At 65.8% G+C, this 20,007-nt stretch carries 16 protein-coding genes; 9 read left to right on the top strand and 7 right to left on the bottom strand.

Going from position 1 to position 20,007, the window contains the following annotated elements:
- Nucleotide 1: 1 nt before the first annotated feature.
- Together IDT60_RS18925 and IDT60_RS18920 are read left to right on the top strand one after the other, a co-directional pair.
- Nucleotides 2-1,375, top strand: coding sequence for an NtaA/DmoA family FMN-dependent monooxygenase (locus tag IDT60_RS18925; RefSeq protein ID WP_191080235.1), 1,374 nt, complete (start codon nt 2-4; stop codon nt 1,373-1,375).
- Nucleotides 1,372-1,509: a hypothetical protein gene (locus tag IDT60_RS18920; RefSeq protein WP_191080234.1), complete on the top strand. Its 138-nt coding sequence runs from the start codon at nt 1,372-1,374 to the stop codon at nt 1,507-1,509. The genes IDT60_RS18925 and IDT60_RS18920 overlap by 4 nt, the downstream gene beginning before the upstream one ends.
- Before the next feature lie 5 nt (nt 1,510-1,514).
- Here the strand turns inward: IDT60_RS18920 and IDT60_RS18915 are convergent, their stop codons facing one another.
- Nucleotides 1,515-2,756: a multidrug effflux MFS transporter gene (locus tag IDT60_RS18915; RefSeq protein WP_191080233.1), complete on the bottom strand. Its 1,242-nt coding sequence runs from the start codon at nt 2,754-2,756 to the stop codon at nt 1,515-1,517.
- A gap of 75 nt (nt 2,757-2,831) precedes the next feature.
- Between IDT60_RS18915 and IDT60_RS18910 the strand changes: the two genes are divergently transcribed.
- Nucleotides 2,832-3,272 carry a MarR family winged helix-turn-helix transcriptional regulator gene (locus IDT60_RS18910; protein WP_191080232.1) on the top strand — a complete coding sequence of 147 codons (441 nt, stop codon included), beginning with the start codon at nt 2,832-2,834 and terminating at the stop codon, nt 3,270-3,272.
- 56 nt (nt 3,273-3,328) lie between these two features.
- On the opposite strand, the gene IDT60_RS18905 is transcribed toward IDT60_RS18910, so the two are convergent.
- Nucleotides 3,329-4,312 carry an ABC transporter substrate-binding protein gene (locus IDT60_RS18905; RefSeq protein WP_191080231.1) on the bottom strand — a complete coding sequence of 328 codons (984 nt, stop codon included), beginning with the start codon at nt 4,310-4,312 and terminating at the stop codon, nt 3,329-3,331.
- A gap of 300 nt (nt 4,313-4,612) precedes the next feature.
- Between IDT60_RS18905 and IDT60_RS18900 the strand changes: the two genes are divergently transcribed.
- A complete protein-coding gene (locus tag IDT60_RS18900) occupies nt 4,613-6,946 on the top strand; it encodes a chromosome segregation ATPase (RefSeq protein ID WP_191080230.1) in 2,334 nt (777 codons plus the stop codon).
- A gap of 232 nt (nt 6,947-7,178) precedes the next feature.
- Nucleotides 7,179-8,189: an LLM class flavin-dependent oxidoreductase gene (locus IDT60_RS18895; RefSeq protein ID WP_191080229.1), complete on the top strand. Its 1,011-nt coding sequence runs from the start codon at nt 7,179-7,181 to the stop codon at nt 8,187-8,189.
- Here IDT60_RS18895 and IDT60_RS18890 read toward each other — a convergent pair.
- A complete protein-coding gene (locus IDT60_RS18890; protein ID WP_191080228.1) occupies nt 8,186-9,211 on the bottom strand; it encodes a DUF808 domain-containing protein in 1,026 nt (341 codons plus the stop codon). The two genes, IDT60_RS18895 and IDT60_RS18890, sit on opposite strands and share 4 nt — an antisense overlap.
- A gap of 286 nt (nt 9,212-9,497) precedes the next feature.
- On the opposite strand from IDT60_RS18890, the gene IDT60_RS18885 reads away from it, so the two are divergent.
- The 3 genes from IDT60_RS18885 to IDT60_RS18875 all read left to right on the top strand — a co-directional run bounded on the left by IDT60_RS18885 (nt 9,498) and on the right by IDT60_RS18875 (nt 14,702).
- A complete protein-coding gene (locus tag IDT60_RS18885; protein ID WP_191080227.1) occupies nt 9,498-10,541 on the top strand; it encodes a LacI family DNA-binding transcriptional regulator in 1,044 nt (347 codons plus the stop codon).
- 61 nt (nt 10,542-10,602) lie between these two features.
- Nucleotides 10,603-11,907, top strand: a complete 1,305-nt coding sequence (locus IDT60_RS18880) for an extracellular solute-binding protein (protein ID WP_191080226.1) — start codon at nt 10,603-10,605, stop codon at nt 11,905-11,907.
- 155 nt (nt 11,908-12,062) lie between these two features.
- Nucleotides 12,063-14,702 (top strand): trehalase-like domain-containing protein, encoded by a 2,640-nt coding sequence (locus IDT60_RS18875; RefSeq protein WP_191080225.1) that lies wholly within the window; start codon nt 12,063-12,065, stop codon nt 14,700-14,702.
- Between the two features lie 83 nt (nt 14,703-14,785).
- Here the strand turns inward: IDT60_RS18875 and IDT60_RS18870 are convergent, their stop codons facing one another.
- The 4 genes from IDT60_RS18870 to IDT60_RS18855 are packed head-to-tail and all read right to left on the bottom strand — an operon-like array spanning nt 14,786 to nt 18,348.
- On the bottom strand, nt 14,786-15,964 hold the full coding sequence (locus IDT60_RS18870; protein ID WP_191080224.1) for an FAD-dependent oxidoreductase: 1,179 nt from the start codon (nt 15,962-15,964) through the stop codon (nt 14,786-14,788).
- Nucleotides 15,965-15,977: 13 nt separating this feature from the next.
- Nucleotides 15,978-16,904 (bottom strand): AEC family transporter, encoded by a 927-nt coding sequence (locus tag IDT60_RS18865; RefSeq protein WP_191080223.1) that lies wholly within the window; start codon nt 16,902-16,904, stop codon nt 15,978-15,980.
- Between the two features lie 51 nt (nt 16,905-16,955).
- Nucleotides 16,956-17,381, bottom strand: a complete 426-nt coding sequence (gene panD / locus IDT60_RS18860; RefSeq protein WP_191080222.1) for an aspartate 1-decarboxylase — start codon at nt 17,379-17,381, stop codon at nt 16,956-16,958.
- A gap of 52 nt (nt 17,382-17,433) precedes the next feature.
- Nucleotides 17,434-18,348 carry a LysR substrate-binding domain-containing protein gene (locus IDT60_RS18855; RefSeq protein ID WP_164204239.1) on the bottom strand — a complete coding sequence of 305 codons (915 nt, stop codon included), beginning with the start codon at nt 18,346-18,348 and terminating at the stop codon, nt 17,434-17,436.
- Between the two features lie 156 nt (nt 18,349-18,504).
- Here IDT60_RS18855 and IDT60_RS18850 point away from each other — a divergent pair, with 156 nt between their 5' ends.
- Complete coding sequence (locus IDT60_RS18850; RefSeq protein WP_191080221.1) at nt 18,505-19,968, top strand: amino acid permease; 1,464 nt, start codon at nt 18,505-18,507, stop codon at nt 19,966-19,968.
- Nucleotides 19,969-20,007 lie beyond the last annotated feature (39 nt).

The raw sequence follows: 20,007 nt of genomic DNA, 5'->3' as shown, positions 1-20,007 counted from the left end.
CATGACACAGCACAACCGTGCTAAATCCTCTGTCTTCACGCCGTCGGGCAGGATCCAGTTCGGCATCTTCTTCCAGGGCGTCAACTCCGGCACCATCTGGAAGGCGGCCGAATCCGGCTCGCAGACAGATTTCGAATCGTTCCGCCGCCTGGCTCAGACCGCCGAGCGCGGGCTGTTCGCAGCTTTCTTCCTGGGCGAGGGCCTGCGCCTGCGCGAGCACCTGGGCCGGCCGCATGCGCTGGACGTGGCGGGAAGGCCGGACGCCCAGACCATGCTGGCAGCACTGGCATCGGTGACCAAAAACATCGGGCTCGTGGCCACGCAGAACACCACCTATAACGACCCCGCGGACCTGGCCCACCGCCTCTCGTCCCTGGACCTGATCTCCGGCGGCCGGGCCGCGTGGAACATCGTGACCACGGACAACGCCTGGACCGGCGCGAACTTCCGCCGCGGGGGCTACCTGGACCATGCCGACCGCTACAAGCACGCCGAGGCCTTCGTGGAGACCGCCAAGCGGATCTGGGACTCCTGGGAGACCGGGACAGGTCCCGCCCGCCGGGTGGTTCATGAAGGTCAGCACTACACCGTGGACGTCACCCCGCGGCTGCCGCGAAGTGCGCAGTACCGGCCGGTGCTCTTCCAGGCCGGCGACTCCCCGGCGGGCCGGGACTTTGCCGCCCGCCAGGCGGACGTCATCTTCTCGGCACACCCCAAGTTCGAGGCCGCGGTGGAGTTCCGCAAGGACCTTGTTGAACGTTCGCTGGCCGCCGGCCGGGGAGCCAACGCCGTGCAGATCATGCCGGCCAGCGAGTTCATCCTGGCCCCGACTGCCGAAGAGGCGGCCGCGAAGAAGGAATGGGTGCGCAGCCTGCAGATCGGCCCGCAGCAGGCAGTGGCTTACCTGGAACAGTTCTGGGGCCGCGAGCTGTCCGACTACGATCCGGACGGCCCGCTGCCGGAGATCGATCCCGTGGTGGAAGAAACGTCCGAGACCCGCGGCAGCGGCTTCCACGGCGCCAAGGCGCGGCAGCTGGCAGACCAGTGGCGGGCTGAGGCCAAGGACAAGGGCCTGTCCATCCGCCAGTTCGTCACATCCAAGACGGCCCGCATTGATGCGACGTTCACGGGTTCGTACACGGCGGTTGCCGACCAGTTGGCCGAGTACGCCCGCGTAGGCGCTGTGGACGGCTTCAACATTTCGCCGTGGCTGGTTCCCACCGGCCTGGACGACATCGTGAACCACCTAGTCCCGGAACTCCAGGAGCGGGGTGTTTACCCGACGGAATACGCGGGCATCACGCTCCGGGAGAACCTGGGCCTGGAAATCCCGGTGCGCACCGCGGATGAGGCTGTGGAGACGGTCGGGGCGTGATGCACGTGGCTGTTTTGGGGAGAAGCGCGGCCGACGGCGGCGGGGCGGGTGACGCCGTCGACCGTTCCGCCGACGACGCCGGCACCCGCGGTATTGTCAGGCTGCAGCTGACGGTGTGGGAGCTGTTGCTGTAGCGGGGTCAGCGGGCAGCAGTTTCCAGGTGCCGTTCCGCCTGCCCGGCGGCCGGCAGGGCCGGGCCGCCGCGGGTGAGCGCCAGCAGGCTCAGCAGGGAGATGATGCCTGCCACGAGCATCACGATGGCCATCGGCACGGCGCTCTCTTCGCCGGCGAGGCCCACCAGCGGCGAGGCGATGGCGGCCAGCGTGAACTGGAGCGCGCCCATCATTGCGGATCCGGTGCCCGCGTACTTCTTGACCTGGTCCGTCGCCAGGGCTGCGGCGTTGCCGAAGATGAAACCCAGCGAGGAGATCGCCAGGAAGAGCAGCACCAGGGTCGGGAACAGCGGGGTGTTCCCTGCCGTGACGACGGCGAGCAGGCCGGCGCTGAAGACCACCAGGCCGGAAACGCCGATGTATGTCATGCGAAGCGGACCCAGCGTACCGACCAGCCTGACGCCAACGATGCTGGTGACGGTGATGCCCAGCGCGTTCAGCGCAAAGAGCAGCGAGAACGCGGTGGGGTTCAGCCCCAGGATATTTTGGTAGACAAAGGGCGAGGCTGAGATGTAGCCGAACATGGCCGCCATGGCGAAGGCGAACGCGAACGTGAAGCCAAGGTAGCGCCGGTTGCCCAGCACGCGTCCGGTGCTGGCGAACAGCTCCTTCACGCCGCCCTTGCTGCGGTGTTCCCGCGGCAGGCTTTCCTTCACGATGATGATGGAACCGATCACCATCAGCAGGTTCAGGACAGCCAGGGCCCAGAACACACCGCGCCATCCGGCGAAGCCGATGACACCGCCGCCGGCCAGCGGCGAGAGGACCGGAGCGATGCCGCCCACGGCCATCAGGATGCCGAATTGCTTGGCGGCGTGCACACCGCGGGCTGAATCAGAAACGATGGCGCGGGCCAGGACCACGCCTGCCGCTCCGGCGAACCCCTGGAGGAAGCGCATGCCAATCAGGGTTTCGATGTTCGGTGCCACGGCGCAGAGCACACTCGCAGCCAGGCAGACGAGGGCGCCGATCAGCAACGGCTTGCGCCTCCCGAACTGGTCCGACAGCGGGCCGATGACCAGCTGGCCGACTGCCATGCCGAGCATAAAGGTGGTGAGCGTCAGTTGGATACTGGCTGCGCTGGTGTTCAGGTCCGCCATCATTTGCGGGAAGGCGGGCAGGTACATGTCGATGGCAAAGGGGCCCAGGGCGCTGAGCAGTGCCAGCATGGTCATCAGGGATGCTGATGCTTTTGTAGACGTGGTCATGTGATGGATCGGTTCACTTTCGTTCGACGGCTTCATTATGTTGACATATGTATGTCTGCATAACAAAATTGAAGAATGGAAAAAGTGCATGAGGTAGCGAAGGCGCTCCTTGACCTCGCCTGGTGGGTTCAACGCAAGGGACCCATTCGGGCCGGATTGGAACCGTTGCCTGTCACGGAGCGGGTCATCCTCGGATATCTGGAAGGCCATGACAGGTCCAGCGTCACGGAAGTGGGGGCCGCGCTGGACATCAAGCCGTCGAATGTTTCGGCCGCCGTCCGTGAGCTGGGCACACGCGGGCTGGTGGAAAGGGTCCCGGATTCGGACGACAAGCGGAAGTCGTTGCTCTCCCTGACGGAGGAGGCGCGCCGGAACAAGCGCAGCATCGACGCCGCGGTGACGGGTTCGCTCGAAGACGTCCTGGAACAGCTCCCGCCCGAACACCGGGAAGCGCTCTACGCCTCCCTGGAGGCCTTCAGTGACGTCGTTGACCGCCTGCGGACCACGGACCGGTAGCGCAGCAAAAATCCCCGCCTCTTGGGAGCAGGACGGGGATTCTTCGCGCGGGCGGGCTACTTCTTGGGCAGGCCGGGCGGGTTGAGTTCGGACTTCTGGATGGCCTCCGAGGACAGGCCCCAGCGGTCCAGGATTTCGGCGTAGCTGCCGTCCCCGATGATCGTGTTCAGCGCTGCCTGGGCTGCGACTGCCAGGCCGTTCCCCTTCTGGGTGGTGAACGCGATTTCAGCCGTCAGCGGCCAGCCGCCGTTCAGCGTTCCCACTTCCTTGGTCTTGCCGTCCTTGGCGGCCTTGTAGGCAGCGCCCGCGTTGGGGCCGAACGTCAGGTCCGCACGGCCGGACTGGAGGGCCAGCGTGGAGGCCGAGTCGTCGTCGTAATACTGGAACTCAACCGGCGCGAGGCCCTTGGCCTTGTTCTCCTCATCCCAGCGCACCAGGATGGCTTCCTGGTTGGTGCCCGAGCCGACGATGATGCGCTTGCCGGCGACGTCCTTGGCTTCCTTGATCTCGCCGATGGATGAATCAGTCTTGGCATAGAAGCCCAGCAGGTCGTTGCGGTACGAGGCGAAGTCGAACTTCTCCTTGCGTGCCTCCGTGACCGTGACGTTGGACAGGACGGCCTCGTACTTGCCGGATTCGACGCCCAGCGGCCAGTCGGCCCACGCCACGGGAAGCACCTCCACCTCCAGCCCCAGGGTCTCGCCCACCGCGTAAGCGATGTCCACTTCGCTGCCGATGAGCGTTTTGTTATCCGTGGCGAACAAGCTCAGCGGCGCGGTGCCGCCGGTGGCGACCACGGTCAGTTTGCCATCGGCCTTGATGGCTTCCGGGACCAGCGCTGCAGCGGCCGCATCCACGGTCACCTTGACGCGGTTCTGTTCCGGCGTCAGGTTGAACGTCTTGCCGCCCGCAGTGGCGGCGGAGGCCGACGACGGTGCTGTCGCCGCCGTTGCGCCCGGGTCCGAGCAGGCGGCAAGCGCCAGCAGCGACGAAATTGCGAGGGCCGTCCCGACAGCCTGTTGTGTCTTGATCCTGACCATGATTGCCCCTTGGAAGTGAGTAGTGATGCAGCGGAAATTCGCTTGTTGCAGCAACTATCCGGGAGCCTCCGGGGCCGATCAAAGCCCGCCGAAACGGGGCGAGACGAGGGGTAACTCCGGTTAATCGGACGTCAGGGTCCGTCACAAAACAAGTAGTGCCCTGGGTGGTTCCTTCGAATGTGAGTACTCGCGGCAAAAAGACGGGTGGCGACTACGCGTGTGCACCTTCGGCTATCCCTCTACGGTGGGGTGGAAGCGGCCGGAGGGGGCCGCATCCACGGTCTCACCAGGAGTATCTTCATGCCTACTGCAGCGCCCAAGTCCGTCTTCGCCCGTCGCCTCGCCGCCGCGGTTGTCCTGCCTGGTCTGCTGACCAGCACCCTGGTTTTTGCGATGCCGGCCACCGCCGCGCCGGGCCCGGCCAGCGGTATCTGCAACGGGGTGGTGAACCAGCAGGCGCACCGGGGCTTCGTGCAGGAGAACCTCCTGAAGGCTGCAGCCAGGAAGAACGCAGCCGCCATCGCTGGCCTGCAGGCCGAACGCGCCACGCTTGAGACTGCTGCCGAATCCCTGAAGGCTGAAATCGCCGCTACGGACCAGCAGATTGCTGGCTTGGAGGCGGAGGAAGAAAGGGTGGCTTCGGCCGAGGCGGCTGCACAGAAGGAGCTCACGACTCTTGATGCCGACGCAGCAGCCATGCGGCAGGCCGTGGCAGATGCCGAGGCCGCCATCAGTAAGCTGCAGGCGGACGGGGACGCTGTTGCCGCGGAGCTGTCGCCGCTGCAGGCGGAGCTGGACGCCGCGAAAGCTGACGCCGCTGTCCTCCATAAGGAGGCTGATGACCTGACCCGACGGATTGAGGCCAATATTGAAGCCCTCATTTCAGCCGAGGCTGACCTCACCGGGCTGCAAGAGGCCGCCACTCAGGCCAGCAATGACCTGTCCGTCAAAGAAGCCGAGATCCTGGCTGCAGAGGGCCAGCTCGAGACGCTGGTGACGCAGGCGCAGCAGGCGGCTGCCGCCGCCGACACTGCTGCCACGGCCGTGAGCGACGGGGAGGCGACGCTGACCCGCCTGGAACAGGCTGGCACAACCGCCCAGACAGAACTGGACGAGCAGCTGGACAGGGTAGCCGAGGCCCGCGCACTACTCACCAGCCTCCAGGGAGCTGCCGCAGAGGCGGACGAAGCCGTGACGAACAAGAAGGCGGAGATCAGCACTGCGGAGGGTCAGTTGGCCATCCTTGTGGCAACGGCAAACGATGCCGACGCGGCCCTCGACAACCAGAACACCACGATCGGGGCAGCCCAGGAAGAACTGAAGGCTCTGCAGGTAAAGGCGGCAGCCGCAGCCGCGGCTGTGAAAGCCAACGCTGACCAGTTAGCGACGGCCCAGGCTGCCATCACCACTCTCCAGGGTCAGATTAATACCGCTAACGCCGCAGTCACCGCCAAGCAGGCGGAGCTCACCCAGGCCCAGGCGGAGTTGGCCACTCTAACCACTGCGAAGACCACGCTGGTAGCGGAGATCGCCGCCCTGACGGTCCGGATCGATGCGATCAAGGGCAACTCGAAGGCCAAACGCGACCTTGAGGACCTGCGCGACCTAAAGGATGCCCAGCTGGCCACTGCGAACCGGGAAATTTCGGACAAGGAAGCCCTGATCGCGGGCCTGAGCGGCGACCTGACCGTATTGAGCAGCCAAGTCGCCACACTGAACACGCAGCTCCAGAACAAGCAGTCAGAAAGCAGCGCCCTCCAACTGCAGACGGTGCCCCTGCAGGCGGCGCTGGATGCAGCGAACGCCGCAGTCACGTCCAAGGAAACGGCGATCGCAGCACTGAAACTGCAAGTGCCAGCGCTCCAAACAGCCGCGAGGGAGGCATACAGCGCAGTTGAGGACAAACAGGACGAATTGATCGACCTTCACCATCAGCTGCCCGGCCTGGAGGACGCCGTCGCAACTGCCGCCAGCGCCGTGGCAGCCCAGGAGAAAGTCGTAGCAGACCTCGAAGCGGAACTGCCGACCCTCAGGGAGGGCGTGGAGGCGGCGAACGCGGCAATCGCCACTCAGAAGGAAACCCTGAAAAGCCTCAATGCTGCCCTCACCCAGGCACTGGACGCACAGGCGGCCGCAGACAAAGCTGTCGCGGACAGGATCGCCGACCTCGACTCCCTGCGGGAACAATTGCCGGCACTCCAGGCAGCTCTGACCGCAGCCGACGACGCCGTCACACAGCAGGCCACCGAAGTTAACTCGCTGAACACGCTTGGAGGGGCTCTTGCAGAGAACCTCGCCGGCCTCAACGCAAAGATCACGGCCAAGGAAGCCGAAGTCCTGGACCTGCAGACCAGGGTGGCGCCGCTTCTGGACCAGCTGACGAAGATCAACGGAGAGATCGATGCAGCAGACGCCGCCCTCAAGTCCCTACAGGCGCAGCTCACCACAATGGACGGGCAGGTTACAGCAGCCCAGGACACTCTCCGGGTTCTGCAGGCGAAGAAGGGGAACAACAGCGGGCCGATCAAGGTGCAGAAGGACGTCGTAGCCGACCTCCAGTCCAAGATGGCGGACGTCCAGAACCAGATCAAGGCCATTGACGGTTCAATCCTGTTGGGCGGCTGCGTCGCCTGACCTGATTCAACCTGCATCCCGGCGCGCGATGGAGGGCGTCAGGAAGGGAGGGGCCCGGCCGGTGGATCAGTCCACCAGGCCGGGCCCCTCTCTCGCGTCGGGGCTGCCGGACGTGACCGGGCAAACGTGCAGGGCAGAAATATCCCGGCGCCCGCGGCGGTTGTCCACAGTGAGCGCGCCGTGACCCGGCGTGCCCACAACTACGCAACGCATTCGAAAGGCCGGCACCGACGTGACGCTTCCCCTCTCCATCCTTGACCTGGCAACCATCGGCAAAGGCCAAACGGCGGCGGAGAGCTTCGCAGGGAGCGTCGCCATGGCGCAGCGGGCGGAGGAGCTTGGCTACCGGCGGATCTGGTACGCCGAGCATCACAACATGTCCGCCATCGCGTCCTCCGCCACCAGCGTGCTCATTGCCCACGTTGCGGCGCACACCAGCACCATCAGGCTTGGTGCCGGCGGCATCATGCTGCCCAACCACTCACCGCTGACCATCGCCGAGCAGTTCGGCACCCTGGAAACGCTCCACCCGGGCCGGATCGACCTTGGCCTGGGCCGTGCTCCCGGCAGCGACCAGAACACTCTGCGCGCACTGCGCCGGGACCCGATGTCCGCCGACAGCTTCCCGCAGGACGTCCTGGAACTGCAGGGCTACCTCACCGGCCCCACCCGGATCCAGGGCGTCGAGGCCACCCCTGGCAAGGGCACCAACGTGCCGCTGTACATCCTGGGATCCTCGCTGTTTGGCGCGCGCCTCGCGGCCCAGCTGGGCCTGCCCTACGCCTTCGCTTCGCACTTCGCCCCCAACGCCCTGCAGGACGCCGTGGCTCTGTATCGCCGCGAATTCAAGCCGTCCTCCCAGCTCGATGCCCCGCACGTGATCGCCGGCGTCAACGTAATTGCGGCCGACACCGCCGCCGAAGCGCAGGCAGCCTTCCGGGCAACACTGCGCGCCAGGGTGGGGCTGTTCTTCGGCGGTGGCCGCGAGTTCACCGATGACGAAGCGGACATGGTCCTGGACTCACCGCAGGGCCAGCATGTTTCACAGATGATGACGTATTCAGCTGTGGGCACGCCGGACGCGGTGATTGATTACCTGGACGGGTTCGCCAAGCATTCCGACGCCGACGAACTCATTGTGGCCCACCAGAACACCGGCACCGAGGCCCGGATCCGCTCCGTGGAACTGCTCGCCGAGATTGCCGGGCTGGCCCGGGTAGGGGCTAATTCGGCTGGGAGCTAAGCGGGGGGATCGGCCTTGTGCGGCGCCGGCGGGTGGCCGGTGGCTGCTGCGCCGGTGCCGCCCTCTTCGTGGCCGGCCTTCTTCTTGCCGAACGGCAGTGCCTTGAGCAGCGGGCCCACGACGGCCATGACCACAAGGCCCCAGGCGAGCCCCAGAACGGCCGAGCACAGGGTGTTGACGAGCCAGGCCAGCGAGGCGCCCACTACCGCGATGCCCTCTACAGGGTGCTCGAGGACATGGACCAGGTCGTACGGCGCGTGCCAGCCGAGGTCGTACGCCCCCTGCAGCATGATGTGGCCACCGACCCACAGCATGGCGACGGTCCCGATCAGGGTGATGCCGGCCAGCACGGCGGGCATGCCCTTGACGAGCAGCTCACCGAAGCGCTGGGAACCCGCGGAGTCCTTGGCGGCCAGGTGCAGGCCGATGTCGTCCATCTTGACGATGAGGGCGACGGCTCCGTACACAAGCACCGTGATCACGAGGGCCACGAGCACCAGGATGAACGCGCGGACCAGCAGGGACTCGGCGGCCACCTCGTTCATCGAGATGACCATGATCTCGCAGGACAGGATGAAGTCTGTGGTGATGGCGCCCTTGGTGACCTTGGCCTCGGCCTCCGGGCCCCGGTCGACGGCCGGCGCGTCTTCCTCGGCCTCGTGGTGGCCGCGGAACTTGTGCCAGACTTTCTCGGCTCCCTCGTAGCAGAGGTAGGTGCCGCCCGCCATGAGGATGAACGGGATGGCCCCCGGAATGAAGGCGCTGATGAGCAGCAGCGCCGGCAGGATGATCAGCAGTTTGTTCCGCAGTGAGCCCCAGAAAATCTTCTTGATCATGGGAAGTTCGCGGGACGGGTCCCGCCCGGACACGTACTGCGGGGTGACGGCGGCGTCGTCGATCACCACGCCGGCGGCCTTGGCCCCCGCTTTGGCAGCTCCGGCTGCGACGTCGTCCACAGAGGCGGCCGCTATCCGGGCAAGTGCTGCGACGTCGTCCAGCAGGGCAACGAGACCGCCGCTCACAGCTCGTCTCCGGACGGCTTGGGGGCGGGCAGTTGGAGGCGGATGGCTCTGTCTTGGCGCGTGATTGGCATGCTCCGAGTCTATGGCGGCTGGCAGCCCGTCGAGAATGCCGGTTACCCGAAATGTGGCGTCCTAAGTGACCAAACCCCGCGGGACCGGGGTGCGGAACGCCCTCACGAGCGTCGGCAGGACCTTGACACTCACTAACTGAACCGGTTTAGTTGAATCTACTGAACCGGTTCAGTGATGCATGTCACGGAACGTTGACTTCTAAGGGCCCCGCACCATGGCAGTAACCATCAGCGACGTCGCCCACGCGGCCGGCGTCAGCAAAGGTGCTGTCTCCTATGCTCTCAACGGCCAGCCGGGCGTCAGCGACGCAACCCGGGAGCGGATTCTCCGGGTGGCGAAAGACCTGGGCTGGAAGCCGAGCCTCCGCGCCAAGGGCCTCTCCTCCGCCAAAGCCTACGCGCTGGGCCTGGTGGTGGCCCGGGACCCCAAACTCCTGGGTACGGATCCCTTCTTCCCCGCCTTCATCGCAGGCATCGAAACCACCCTGGCGGAGCATGATTACACCCTGGTCCTGAGTGTGGCCACCGCAGCCGGCGCCGAGGAACGTGCCTACCGCAAGCTGGCCGACGGCGGCCGCGTGGACGGCGTCATCCTCACCGATGTGCGGCACAACGACTCGCGGATCGGACTCCTGCGGGAACTCAGCCTGCCTGCGGTGACGCTCAACCGGCCGGACCCGGACTCGCCCTTCCCCGCAGTGTGCATGGACGACACGGACGGCATCACGGCCGCCGTCGAACATTTGATCTCGCTGGGCCACAGGAGGATCGGGCATGTGGGCGGCGCCCAGGAATACATCCACGGCCGCAGCCGCCGCGAGGCCTGGGAGTCAGCCATGACCCGCGCCGGACTGGCTGCGGACCTGTTCGCCGAGGCGGACTTCACTGCGCCCGGGGGAGTGGCCGCCACCGCTGAACTGCTGGGCCGCACGGACCCGCCCACCGCGATTGTCTACGCCAACGACCTGATGGCAACCTCCGGCCAGTCGTACGCGCAAACGCAGGGCCTGAATGTCCCCGGCGATCTGTCGGTCACCGGTTATGACAACGCCGAGTTCACCCAGTACCTGAACCCGCCCCTGACCACCATCTCCACCGACGCGATGCGTTGGGGCAGTGTGGCCGCACAGGCACTCCTGGACCAGCTCAACGGCACCCATTCAGGGGAGGACACCGTACTGCAGGCACCCGCCCTGCTGGTCCGCGCGTCCACCGGGCCCGCCCCGGCAACCTCAATTCCGCACACCAGCTCCCCGTAAGAACCACCAAGCACACCATCCAGTCGAAAATCCCTACCGGGATCCGTACCAAGGAGTCGCAATGAAGCGCTTTACCCAAGCCACGCGAATATTGTCAGTGGCCGCCCTGACCGTCATGGGGGCGGCCCTGGCGGCCTGCGGCAGCGGCGGCGGTACCGGCGGCGGTTCCGGCCCCGCCACGGAGGCCAAGGGCCCCATCAAAATTTGGTACTCCAACAACGAGTTCGAGGTGAAATGGGGCAAATCCATGGTGGAATCCTGGAACGCCGCACACCCGGAGGAGAAGATCGACGCCCAGGAGATCCCGGCAGGCAAAAGCTCCGAGGAAGTCATCGGCGCCGCGATCACCGCCGGCAACGCCCCCTGCCTGGTCTTCAACACGGCACCCGTTGCCGTTCCCCAATTCCAGAAGCAGGGCGGGCTGGTGGCCCTGGACGAGTTCCCGGACGGCGCCCGGTACATCAAGGACCGCACAGGTGACCTCGCGGACCAGTACAAGTCCAGTGACGGCAAGATGTACCAGCTGCCCTGGAAGTCGAACCCTGTGGTCCTCTTCTACAACAAGGACATCTTCGCCAAGGCCGGCCTGGACCCGGAGAACCCCAAACTGGGGAGCCACCAGGAACTGCTGGACACTGCCCGCACCCTGGTGTCCTCGGGGGCGGCCACCACAGCCATCTGGCCCTCGCCTGCCAGCGACTTCTTCCAGTCCTGGTTCGACTTCTACTCCTACTACGCGGCCAATTCTGATGGCACTCCGCTGGTGAAGGACGGCAAGGCCACCTTCGACAGCGAGCAGGGCAAGCAGGTGGCCACCATGTTCCAGACCCTCTATAAGGAGAACCTGGCGTCCAAGGAGGTCTACCAGGGCGACTCCTTTGCCGAGGGCAAGGCAGCCATGTCCATGGCCGGTCCGTGGGCCATCGCGGCCTACAAGGACAAGGTGAACTGGGGCGCGGTTCCGGTCCCGGCAGCCCAGGCCAAGGCCGGGACGTCAACCTTCTCCGACGCCAAGAACGTGGCCATGTACTCCGCGTGCGAGAACCAGGGCACCGCCTGGGAAGTCATGAAGTTCGCCACCAGCCAGGAGCAGGACGGCAAGCTGCTGACCGAGACCGGCCAGATGCCGATGCGCCAGGACCTCCCCACGGTTTACGCGGACTACTTCGCCAAGAACCCGGCGTACACGCAGTTCGCCGAGCAGGCAGCGCGGACCGTGGAGGTCCCCAACATCGCCAACTCGGTTGAAGTCTGGCAGACCTTCCGGACCGCCTATTCCAAGGCGGTCATCTTCGGCAACGAGAGCATCGACACCACGTTCAAGGACGCGGCGGACAAGATCAACCAACTGGTAGCCGGGAAGTAGCGTCTGCGTGGCCACACTGGACCGCGTCTGAGGCAGGCCCGTCGTCGGACTTTACGAAAACGCAACAATGGAGACTTTTGGGGGAAACTACAGCGCCGGAGAATGAGAGAAGCGGCTGCCGTGCCGGGCCGTTTTCCGCTGGAAAGGTTATGCAAATGCCTACTCCGTTAAACCAGAGCGTGGCGGATTCCGCCCTCCTGACCAAGTCACTCCCACTGGGCCTGCTGCGGGCGTTCGTCCAGTCGGATGGCGCAGATGAAGGGTTCACCCCGACTTTGCTGGCCGAACTCAAAGTCCTGGCCCGCGTCCCCGGGCTGCTGGTTGCCTGCAACTACGGCGGAACCCTATGCGACGCCGAGGGTATTTCCACCGAAACCCTGCCCCTGGGCAGCGCGGCGATCGCACTCCGTGCCCTGGCCGCCCTGCCCAACACCCATGCCGCCGTCATCTCAGGGCGCTCCCTGCGTGACCTCGCCGCCGTCTCCCGGCTGCCTGCAGAAGTCCACCTCGTCGGCTCGCACGGCGCCGAATCGGACATGCAGTACGCGCACGTCCAGCCGCTGGCCACAGAGGTGATCCTCCAGAAAGTCAGCACCGCGCTGTCCGAGGCCGTGGGCTTCCAGGAAGGTATCTGGATTGAGCGCAAGCCAGTTGCGGTGTCGGTGCACACCCGTCCGGCAGCGCCGAATGTTGTGGAGTCCGTGACAGAGACTGCCCGCGGGATCGCCCGGGCCCACGGACTGTTCTTCATCGTGGACGGGTCCGTGCTGGACCTCTCTGTGGTGGAACCGTCCAAGGCCGACGCACTGGAGAACCTCCGGTCCCGGCTCGGTGCCAGTGCCGCCCTCTACGCCGGTGATGCCTACAGCGACGAACTGGCCACCGCCACCCTCCGCGGTCCGGACCTTGGCCTGCACGTTGGGCCGGGGGATACCCGCGCCGCGCACCGGCTGCGGGACCCTGAATCGTTTGCCCGGGTCCTGGCCATCCTCTTTGAGCTCCGGCGCGCCTGGCTCTTCGGTGAGGACGCCGTGGGACTCGAACGGCACACCCTGATCGGGAACGGTTCCTCCACCGCGCTGCTCACCCCGGACGCCAAAGTCTGCTGGATGAGCCACCCGCTGCCGGATTCAGGGTCGCTGTTTGCCCACATCCTCGGCGGCGACGCCGCCGGGCACTTCTCCGTGGAACCGCTGAAGAGCTCGCAGGTGCTGGGCCAGAGGTACGTCGACAGCACCATGATTGTGGAAACCCGGTGGGCGGACGTCACCGTCACTGACTACCTCGAACCCGCGCCGGAAGGCATCACCAGCCTGGTCCGGGTACTCTCCGGGACCGGCGCCGCAAGGATTGTTTTTGCGCCACGGCCGGACTACGCCAACGTGCCCTTCAGCATGGAGGCCCGCGGCGACGAACTGCACATTGTGGGCACGTCGGACCCCGTCGTTCTCTTCGCGCCGGGTGTCACGTTCGTCATTACCTCCGACGGCCGGCACGCTACGGCCACCGCCACGGTGAACCTGCAGGACGGCCCCGCGGTCCTTAACCTGCGCTGCGGGGACACCGAACCGCAATGTGCGGATCCGGACGGCGAAGTGGACCGGCGTTCCGGCGTGGCCCTGCACTCCCGCCGCTGGGTACAGGACCTGGACCTGCCGGCGGTGAAGCCCTCGCTGGTCCGCCGTTCCGCCCTGGTGCTGCGCGCCTTGGTTCACGAGCCAACCGGTGCTGTCCTGGCTGCCCCCACCACCTCATTGCCTGAGGGGATCGGCGGGACGAGGAACTGGGACTACCGGTACTGCTGGCTGCGGGACGGTTCCATGACAGTGCACGCGCTGGTGGATCTGGGCTCCACGGCCGAGGCGTTCGGGTTCCTGGCCTGGCTGGGCAGGATCCTGGAGCATGCGCCGGGCCCGGAGTGGCTGCACCCGCTGTACTCGGTCACGGGCGCCCAGCTATCCACCGAAGCCGTGATTGACAGCCTGCCCGGATATGCCGGCTCGCGTCCGGTGCGGATCGGAAACGCCGCCGACCATCAGGTCCAGCTGGACGTCTTTGGGCCGGTGGCCGAGCTGATCGATGCGCTCAGCGAACGGAACGGCGACCTGGCCGATGACCACTGGCACCTGATGGTGGAGATGGCCTCCGCCGTGCTGGCCCGCTGGCACGAAGCGGACCACGGCATCTGGGAAGCCCGGCGGCCGCCCCGGCACCACGTGTACAGCAAGGTGATGTGCTGGGTGACGCTGGACCGGGCACTCCGGACGGCCGCCCGGCACGGCCGGACCCCGGACCCCGCGTGGGAAACCACCGCCGGCACCATCCGTGACGAAGTCCTGCGTGAGGGCTGGGATGACTCGGCGAAGTCCTACACCGTTGCCTACGACAGCCCCGACCTGGATGCTGCCGTCCTGCACATCGGGCTGTCCGGCCTGCTGGACGTCCGCGACCAGCGGTTCCTGGACACGGTCACGGCCGTGGAACGTGAACTCCGCGTGGGGCCCACGGTCTTCAGGTACCGGTACGACGACGGCCTGCCGGGTTTGGAGGGCGGCTTCCACATCTGCACTACCTGGCTTATTGAGGCGTACGTTGCAGTGGGCCGGATCGAGGAAGCCTGGGACCTGTTCGACCAGCTGGTGAACCTGTTCGGACCCACAGGCCTGCTGCCGGAGGAGTACGATCCCAGCACGGAAACCCATCTGGGGAACCATCCGCAGGCCTACTCCCACCTTGGCTTCATCCGCTGCGCCCGGCTCCTGGACCTGCACAGGCCGGAGGTGAAGGCCCAGTAACGTTTCGAAACCAGCGGAGGGACTGCCGGGCCTCGGGCTGGCGGGCTGCTGGGACCGGGACCCGGGACCGGGCACGTCCGGGGCTACCGGGATGCTGAGAAAATCGCCGGCGCCTCGCGGGTGCCGGTGGCCAGGTCGGCCAGGATCCGCCCCACGACGGGCGTGAACTTAAAGCCGTGCCCGGAGAATCCGGCGCCGATAACGAGGGGGCCGATCCGGTCAAGGATAAAGTCCTCGTCCGGGGTAGTGGTGTACGTGCAGCTAATCGGCTCGAAGGAGTCAGCATCAACGCCAGGCAGCCAGGTCCGGGCGTAATCCTGCAGCGCCGCGAGCTGGACGGGCTCCGGGAGGAAGGACCGCCGGTCCGGGTCCACTTGCGGGCCAACGCCGTGCCAGCCTGCCTTGATTCCTTCGCCGGGCGTCTGCATTCCGTAGACCGGTGAATACCATTTTTTGTATTCCGGGCCGGTTCCGGGCATGTGGTTGAAGCCCGGCCACACGGCGCCTTCGTCGGCAACACCGAAGTGCGCCGGCTGTTCCTGCGTGACCCTGAGCCGGGGAATCCTCAGCTTCCCGGTCCCTGTGTCGCGGCCGGCCGCGCCGGACAGAAGCTTCTCCGTCCAGCCCCCGGCGGTTACCACTGCCTGCGCTGCGGTGAGCACCTCGGTCCCGCCAGCGCCGCCGGAGGCCCCGCCGGATTCCACGCCGCCCGATTCCACGGTGAGACGGACGCCGTCGTCCATTACTTCCAGGGCCACCACTTTGGTGTGGTGCCGGATCTCGGCGCCGCGGGCCGCGGCGAGCCGCTGGAAGGCGGGCAGTGCGGCCTCAGGGTTCAGCTGGCCGCCGTCGGGCATGTACAGGACCTGCTGGTCGAACCGGATGCCGCGCCAGCGCTCCGCGGCCTCGTCAGGGCGCAGAAACTCTGCCCGGAGGCCTGCTTCGGTGAGCGCGGCCTGTACCAGCGTGAAGTGCGGATCGGGACCGTGGTTGACGATGCCCGTGCGGGTGAGCAGCCGCTCGCCGCTGTCCACCTCGAGTTCCTCCCAGAGGGCCAATGCCTCGGCCAGCATCGCAACGTACTCCGGCCGGTGGTACCCGGGATTCAGGTTCCTGGTGGTGCCGTGGGACGCGCCGATATGGTGGCCCGGCCCGAACTGCTCCAGAAGCGTGACCTGCCGGCCGCGGCGGGCCAAAGCCCAGGCAGCAGCGGAGCCCATGGCCCCGCCGCCGATCACAACAGTGTCCAGGATTGTTCCCATGTCACTCCTTCGGTCAGCTCAGCAGCAGGGCAACTCCGATCATGGCCGGTACGGCCACCACGGTGGTAATCAGCACGGTGTCCTTGGCCACCGCGAGGCCGGTGGAATAGCGGCTGGCGGCAACAAAAACGTTCTGCGCCGTGGGGAGGGATGAAACCACCACCACCGCGAACAGGGACTGGCCCTCCATGCCCAGGGCAAAGCGGGCAAAAAGGTAGGCAATGCCCGGCTGGATCACCAGCTTAAAGGCACTGGCCAGGAGCGTGTCCAGCCGTCTGGCGGTAGCGGCCTGCAGCGGTTTGCTGCCATTGAGGCTCATGCCGAACGCGATCAGCATGGCCGGGATGGCCGCCCCGCCGATCAGGTGGATCGGTTCCAGGACAATGGCCGGTACCTGCCAGTCGAGTCCGGCCACCAGCAGGCCGAGTGCGGAGCCCACGATCATCGGATTCCGGAGGATCATGAGGATAAAGCCCGCGGGCGTGGTGCGGTGGGTGCTGGTACTGGCGTCCAGGATCATGAGGAACAGGGGGGTGAAAAACGCCAGCTGGAAGATCAGCAGCGGTGCCACGTAACTGGCGTCGCCCAGGACGTAGACCGCGATGGGGATACCCAGGTTGGCGGAGTTGGCCAGGGAAGCGGCCATGGAAGACATCAGGGCTTCCGGCAAGGCACGCTTCAGGATGAACTTCACGATGCTGAAGAACATCAGGGCGCTGGCGATGGCCGCCACCGCGGTGACCAGGAGGGGTTCGGCGAAGACTTCCCGCAGTTCGGCCTTGCTCAGGGTCTCAAACAGAAGGGCCGGGCTGGCGACGAAGAAGGTGAGGGCGCTGAGGACCTGCCGGGCGTTGTCACCCAGAATCCGCTGGCGGCCCACAAACCAGCCCACCATGATGATGGCCCAGACCACAAAAAAGCCCTGCAGCACGCCTACCAAGAGATGCCTCCGGGGATGCGGAGGCTGGGTGTGCCGGGATTCACGCTCCGGCTAGACGGTGGCGTTATTGAGTGCGAACGGCGGGCGCATCAGGCCCGGTGTGTGGCCCTCCGCCGGATCGTTGCCGATCTGGACAATCTTGTTGTCCTTATCCACGTGGACAACCTTCGGGTCATAGGCCGCGGCCTCTTCGGTGGTCATCTGGGCGTACGTGATCAGGATGACGATGTCGTTCTCGTGCATCAGGTGCGCGGCGGCTCCGTTGATGCCGATCACGCCCGAGCCGCGCTCGCCGGCGATGGTGTAGGTTTCCAGTCGCGCACCGTTGGTCACGTCCACGATGGCCACGAGCTCGCCGGGAAGAATGTCGGCAGCCTCGAGGAGGTCCAGGTCAACAGTGACCGAACCTACGTAGTGAAGGTCAGCGTGCGTGACGGTGGCCCGGTGGATTTTGGACTTGAACATTGTGCGATTCATAACCAGCCCAGTCTAGCGTCGGCCCCGGAATCGCGCTGTGACGCACTGAACACTATGACGTCCCCGCGGTTGCTATGGACGCGGCCGTCGCGGCAAGCGTCTCGCGGGCAGCCAGGATGGCGGGCCGCTGCGCGCTGGAGCGGCGCACCGAGGTGAACACGGTGCGGTGCGGATTGCCGGGCAGCTCCAGCAGCCGGGCGGTGGTGTCGCGGCCGGTCCAGACCAGGTCAGGCATCAGGGCCACGGCATTGCCGGACTCAATCAGCCTGATCTGGGCCTGCAGGTCAGCCGTTTCGAACCTTACATCGGGCTCGAACCCGGCGCTCCGGCAGGCCTGCTCTGCCCAATGCCTGGAGGCCGCACCGCGGGGCTCCATGACCCACGGGAGCGTCGCGGTGTCCTCGAGCGCACGGACGGCGGGACCGCCGTCGGACGCTGGCGGAACGGCGAGCCGGATGGCGTCGGTGGTCAGCTTGACGCGGTCCAGTTCCGGGTAACGCGGGGCGGCGTGGCCCGGATACTGTTCGGCAATCACCAGGTCGAAGTCGCGGGCCCAGGTTTCGTGCAGTGCGGTTTCCGGTTCACGCTGGGTCATTTCGATCCGCACCTCGGGGTAGGCCTTCCGCATGCGCGTGAGGGTTCCCGGCATGAGGGCAAGGGCCGCGGACTGGAAGACGGCGATCCGCACCGTTCCGGTGACCGTTGTCAGCGATGCCGCGAGGTCTGCCTCGGCCTGTTCCAGGGTCTCGAGGAGTTGGGCAGTATGCGCCACCAATACTTCGGCCTGCGGTGTCAGCTGAACCCTGCGCCCGGTCTTCCGGAGCAGCTCCACGCCCACCTCTTTTTCGAGCAGTGCGAGTTGCTGCGATACCGACGACGGGCTGTACTGCAGTGCCTCCGCCACCTCCGCCAGCGTCCCCCGGATCTTCAGTTCACGGAGCAGTCTGAGGCGCCGGACATCGAGCATGGCCACATTCCTTGACGAATCTAATGAATATTGGTTAGAAGTAGTCACTTTATCTAATGCAATTGCACTTGCATACTGGTGTACCTGAGTTACCCCCGTCACAGCCGGTTTTGACAGGCGCCGCGATGGGGCCGCACCCCCACGCAGGAGTTCCTCATGAGCACTAGAGATATGTCCCAGTCGATCATGCGGCGCAAGCCCATCGACGATATCGAAGAAGAAAACAAACACAGCGGCCTGTTCAAATCCCTCGGACTCTGGCAGCTGACGGCCATCGGCGTCGGCGGCATCATCGGCGTCGGAATCTTTTCCCTCGCCGGGCTGGTGGCCCACGGCAGCGAATCCGAACCCGGTGTCGGCCCCGCTGTGCTGTTCTCCTTCCTGATCGCAGGCCTGGCGTCCGCGGCGGCCGCCCTGTCCTACGCCGAGTTTGCAGGCATGATTCCCCGCGCGGGTTCTGCCTATACGTACGGCTACGTGGCGCTGGGCGAGGTGATCGGCTGGTTCATCGGCTGGGACCTGCTGCTCGAATACATTGCGATTGTGGCCGTGGTGGCCATCGGCATCTCGGGCTACTTTGATGCGTTCCTTTCGGGCATCGGTGTCCAGATGCCGGTCTGGATGACCTCGACGCCGGATGAGGGCAAGGGCGGCATCGTCAACATCCCCGCGATCGTTGTCTGCCTGATCGTGACCTGGATCCTCTCCCGCGGGACCAAGGCCTTTGGCCGGTTCGAGCTGGTGGCCGTTGCCGTCAAGGTCATCCTGATCCTGTTCATCATCGGCCTCGGCATTTTCTACATCGACACCAACAACTACAACCCGTTTATGCCCAGTGGGTTCGGACCCGTCCTGGCCGGCGCTGCCACCGTCTTCTTCGCGGTGTTCGGCTACGACGCCATGAGTACCGCAGCGGAAGAGGCTACGGACGGCAAGAAGCACATGCCGAAGGCCATCATCCTGTCCCTGATCATCGCCATGCTGCTCTACGTTGCCGCCACGCTGGTGCTGACCGGCATGCAGAACTACAAGGACATCAACCCCACGGCAGGCTTCGCGTCCGCCTTCACCGGGGTGGGCCTGCCTGTCATTGCCACCATCATTTCCGTCTTCGCCGTGCTGTCCATCCTCACCGTGATGCTGACGTTCCTCCTGGGCGTCACCCGCGTCTGGTTCTCCATGAGCCGCGACGGCCTCCTGCCTGGCTGGTTCGCCAAGACGGACCGGCACGGCACCCCGCAGCGGGTCACCTGGATTGCCGGCGTCGCTTCGGCCCTGCTGGCCGGTGTGTTTCCCATCAAGGCTGTTGCGGACCTCACGAACATCGGCATCCTTGCCGCGTTCGTTGTTGTCTGTTTCGCCGTGATCGTGTTCCGCTACAAGAAGCCGGACGCCCCGCGCACCTTCCGCCTGCCGTTTATGCCGGTGATTCCGGCTTTCGGTGTCCTGGCATCAGGATTCCTGATGCTGCAGCTGCACTGGGAGACCTGGCTGCGGTTCGGGGTGTGGCTGGTTGTGGGGCTCGCCATCTACTTCTTCTACGGCAAGAAGCACTCGCTGATGAACCCGAACAGCCCGCGCCACGAGGAGGCCGTGGAGATGCACCGCCCCCTCGCCTGACCGCGCATCCCCCTACCCCCTACCCAACCCCCTGGGACG

Source organism: Pseudarthrobacter sp. BIM B-2242, from assembly GCF_014764445.1.
GTDB classification, from domain to species: domain Bacteria; phylum Actinomycetota; class Actinomycetes; order Actinomycetales; family Micrococcaceae; genus Arthrobacter; species Arthrobacter luteus_A.
Note: the sequence above shows the minus strand (reverse complement) of the source record. Positions and strands in the feature narration are given on the sequence as shown.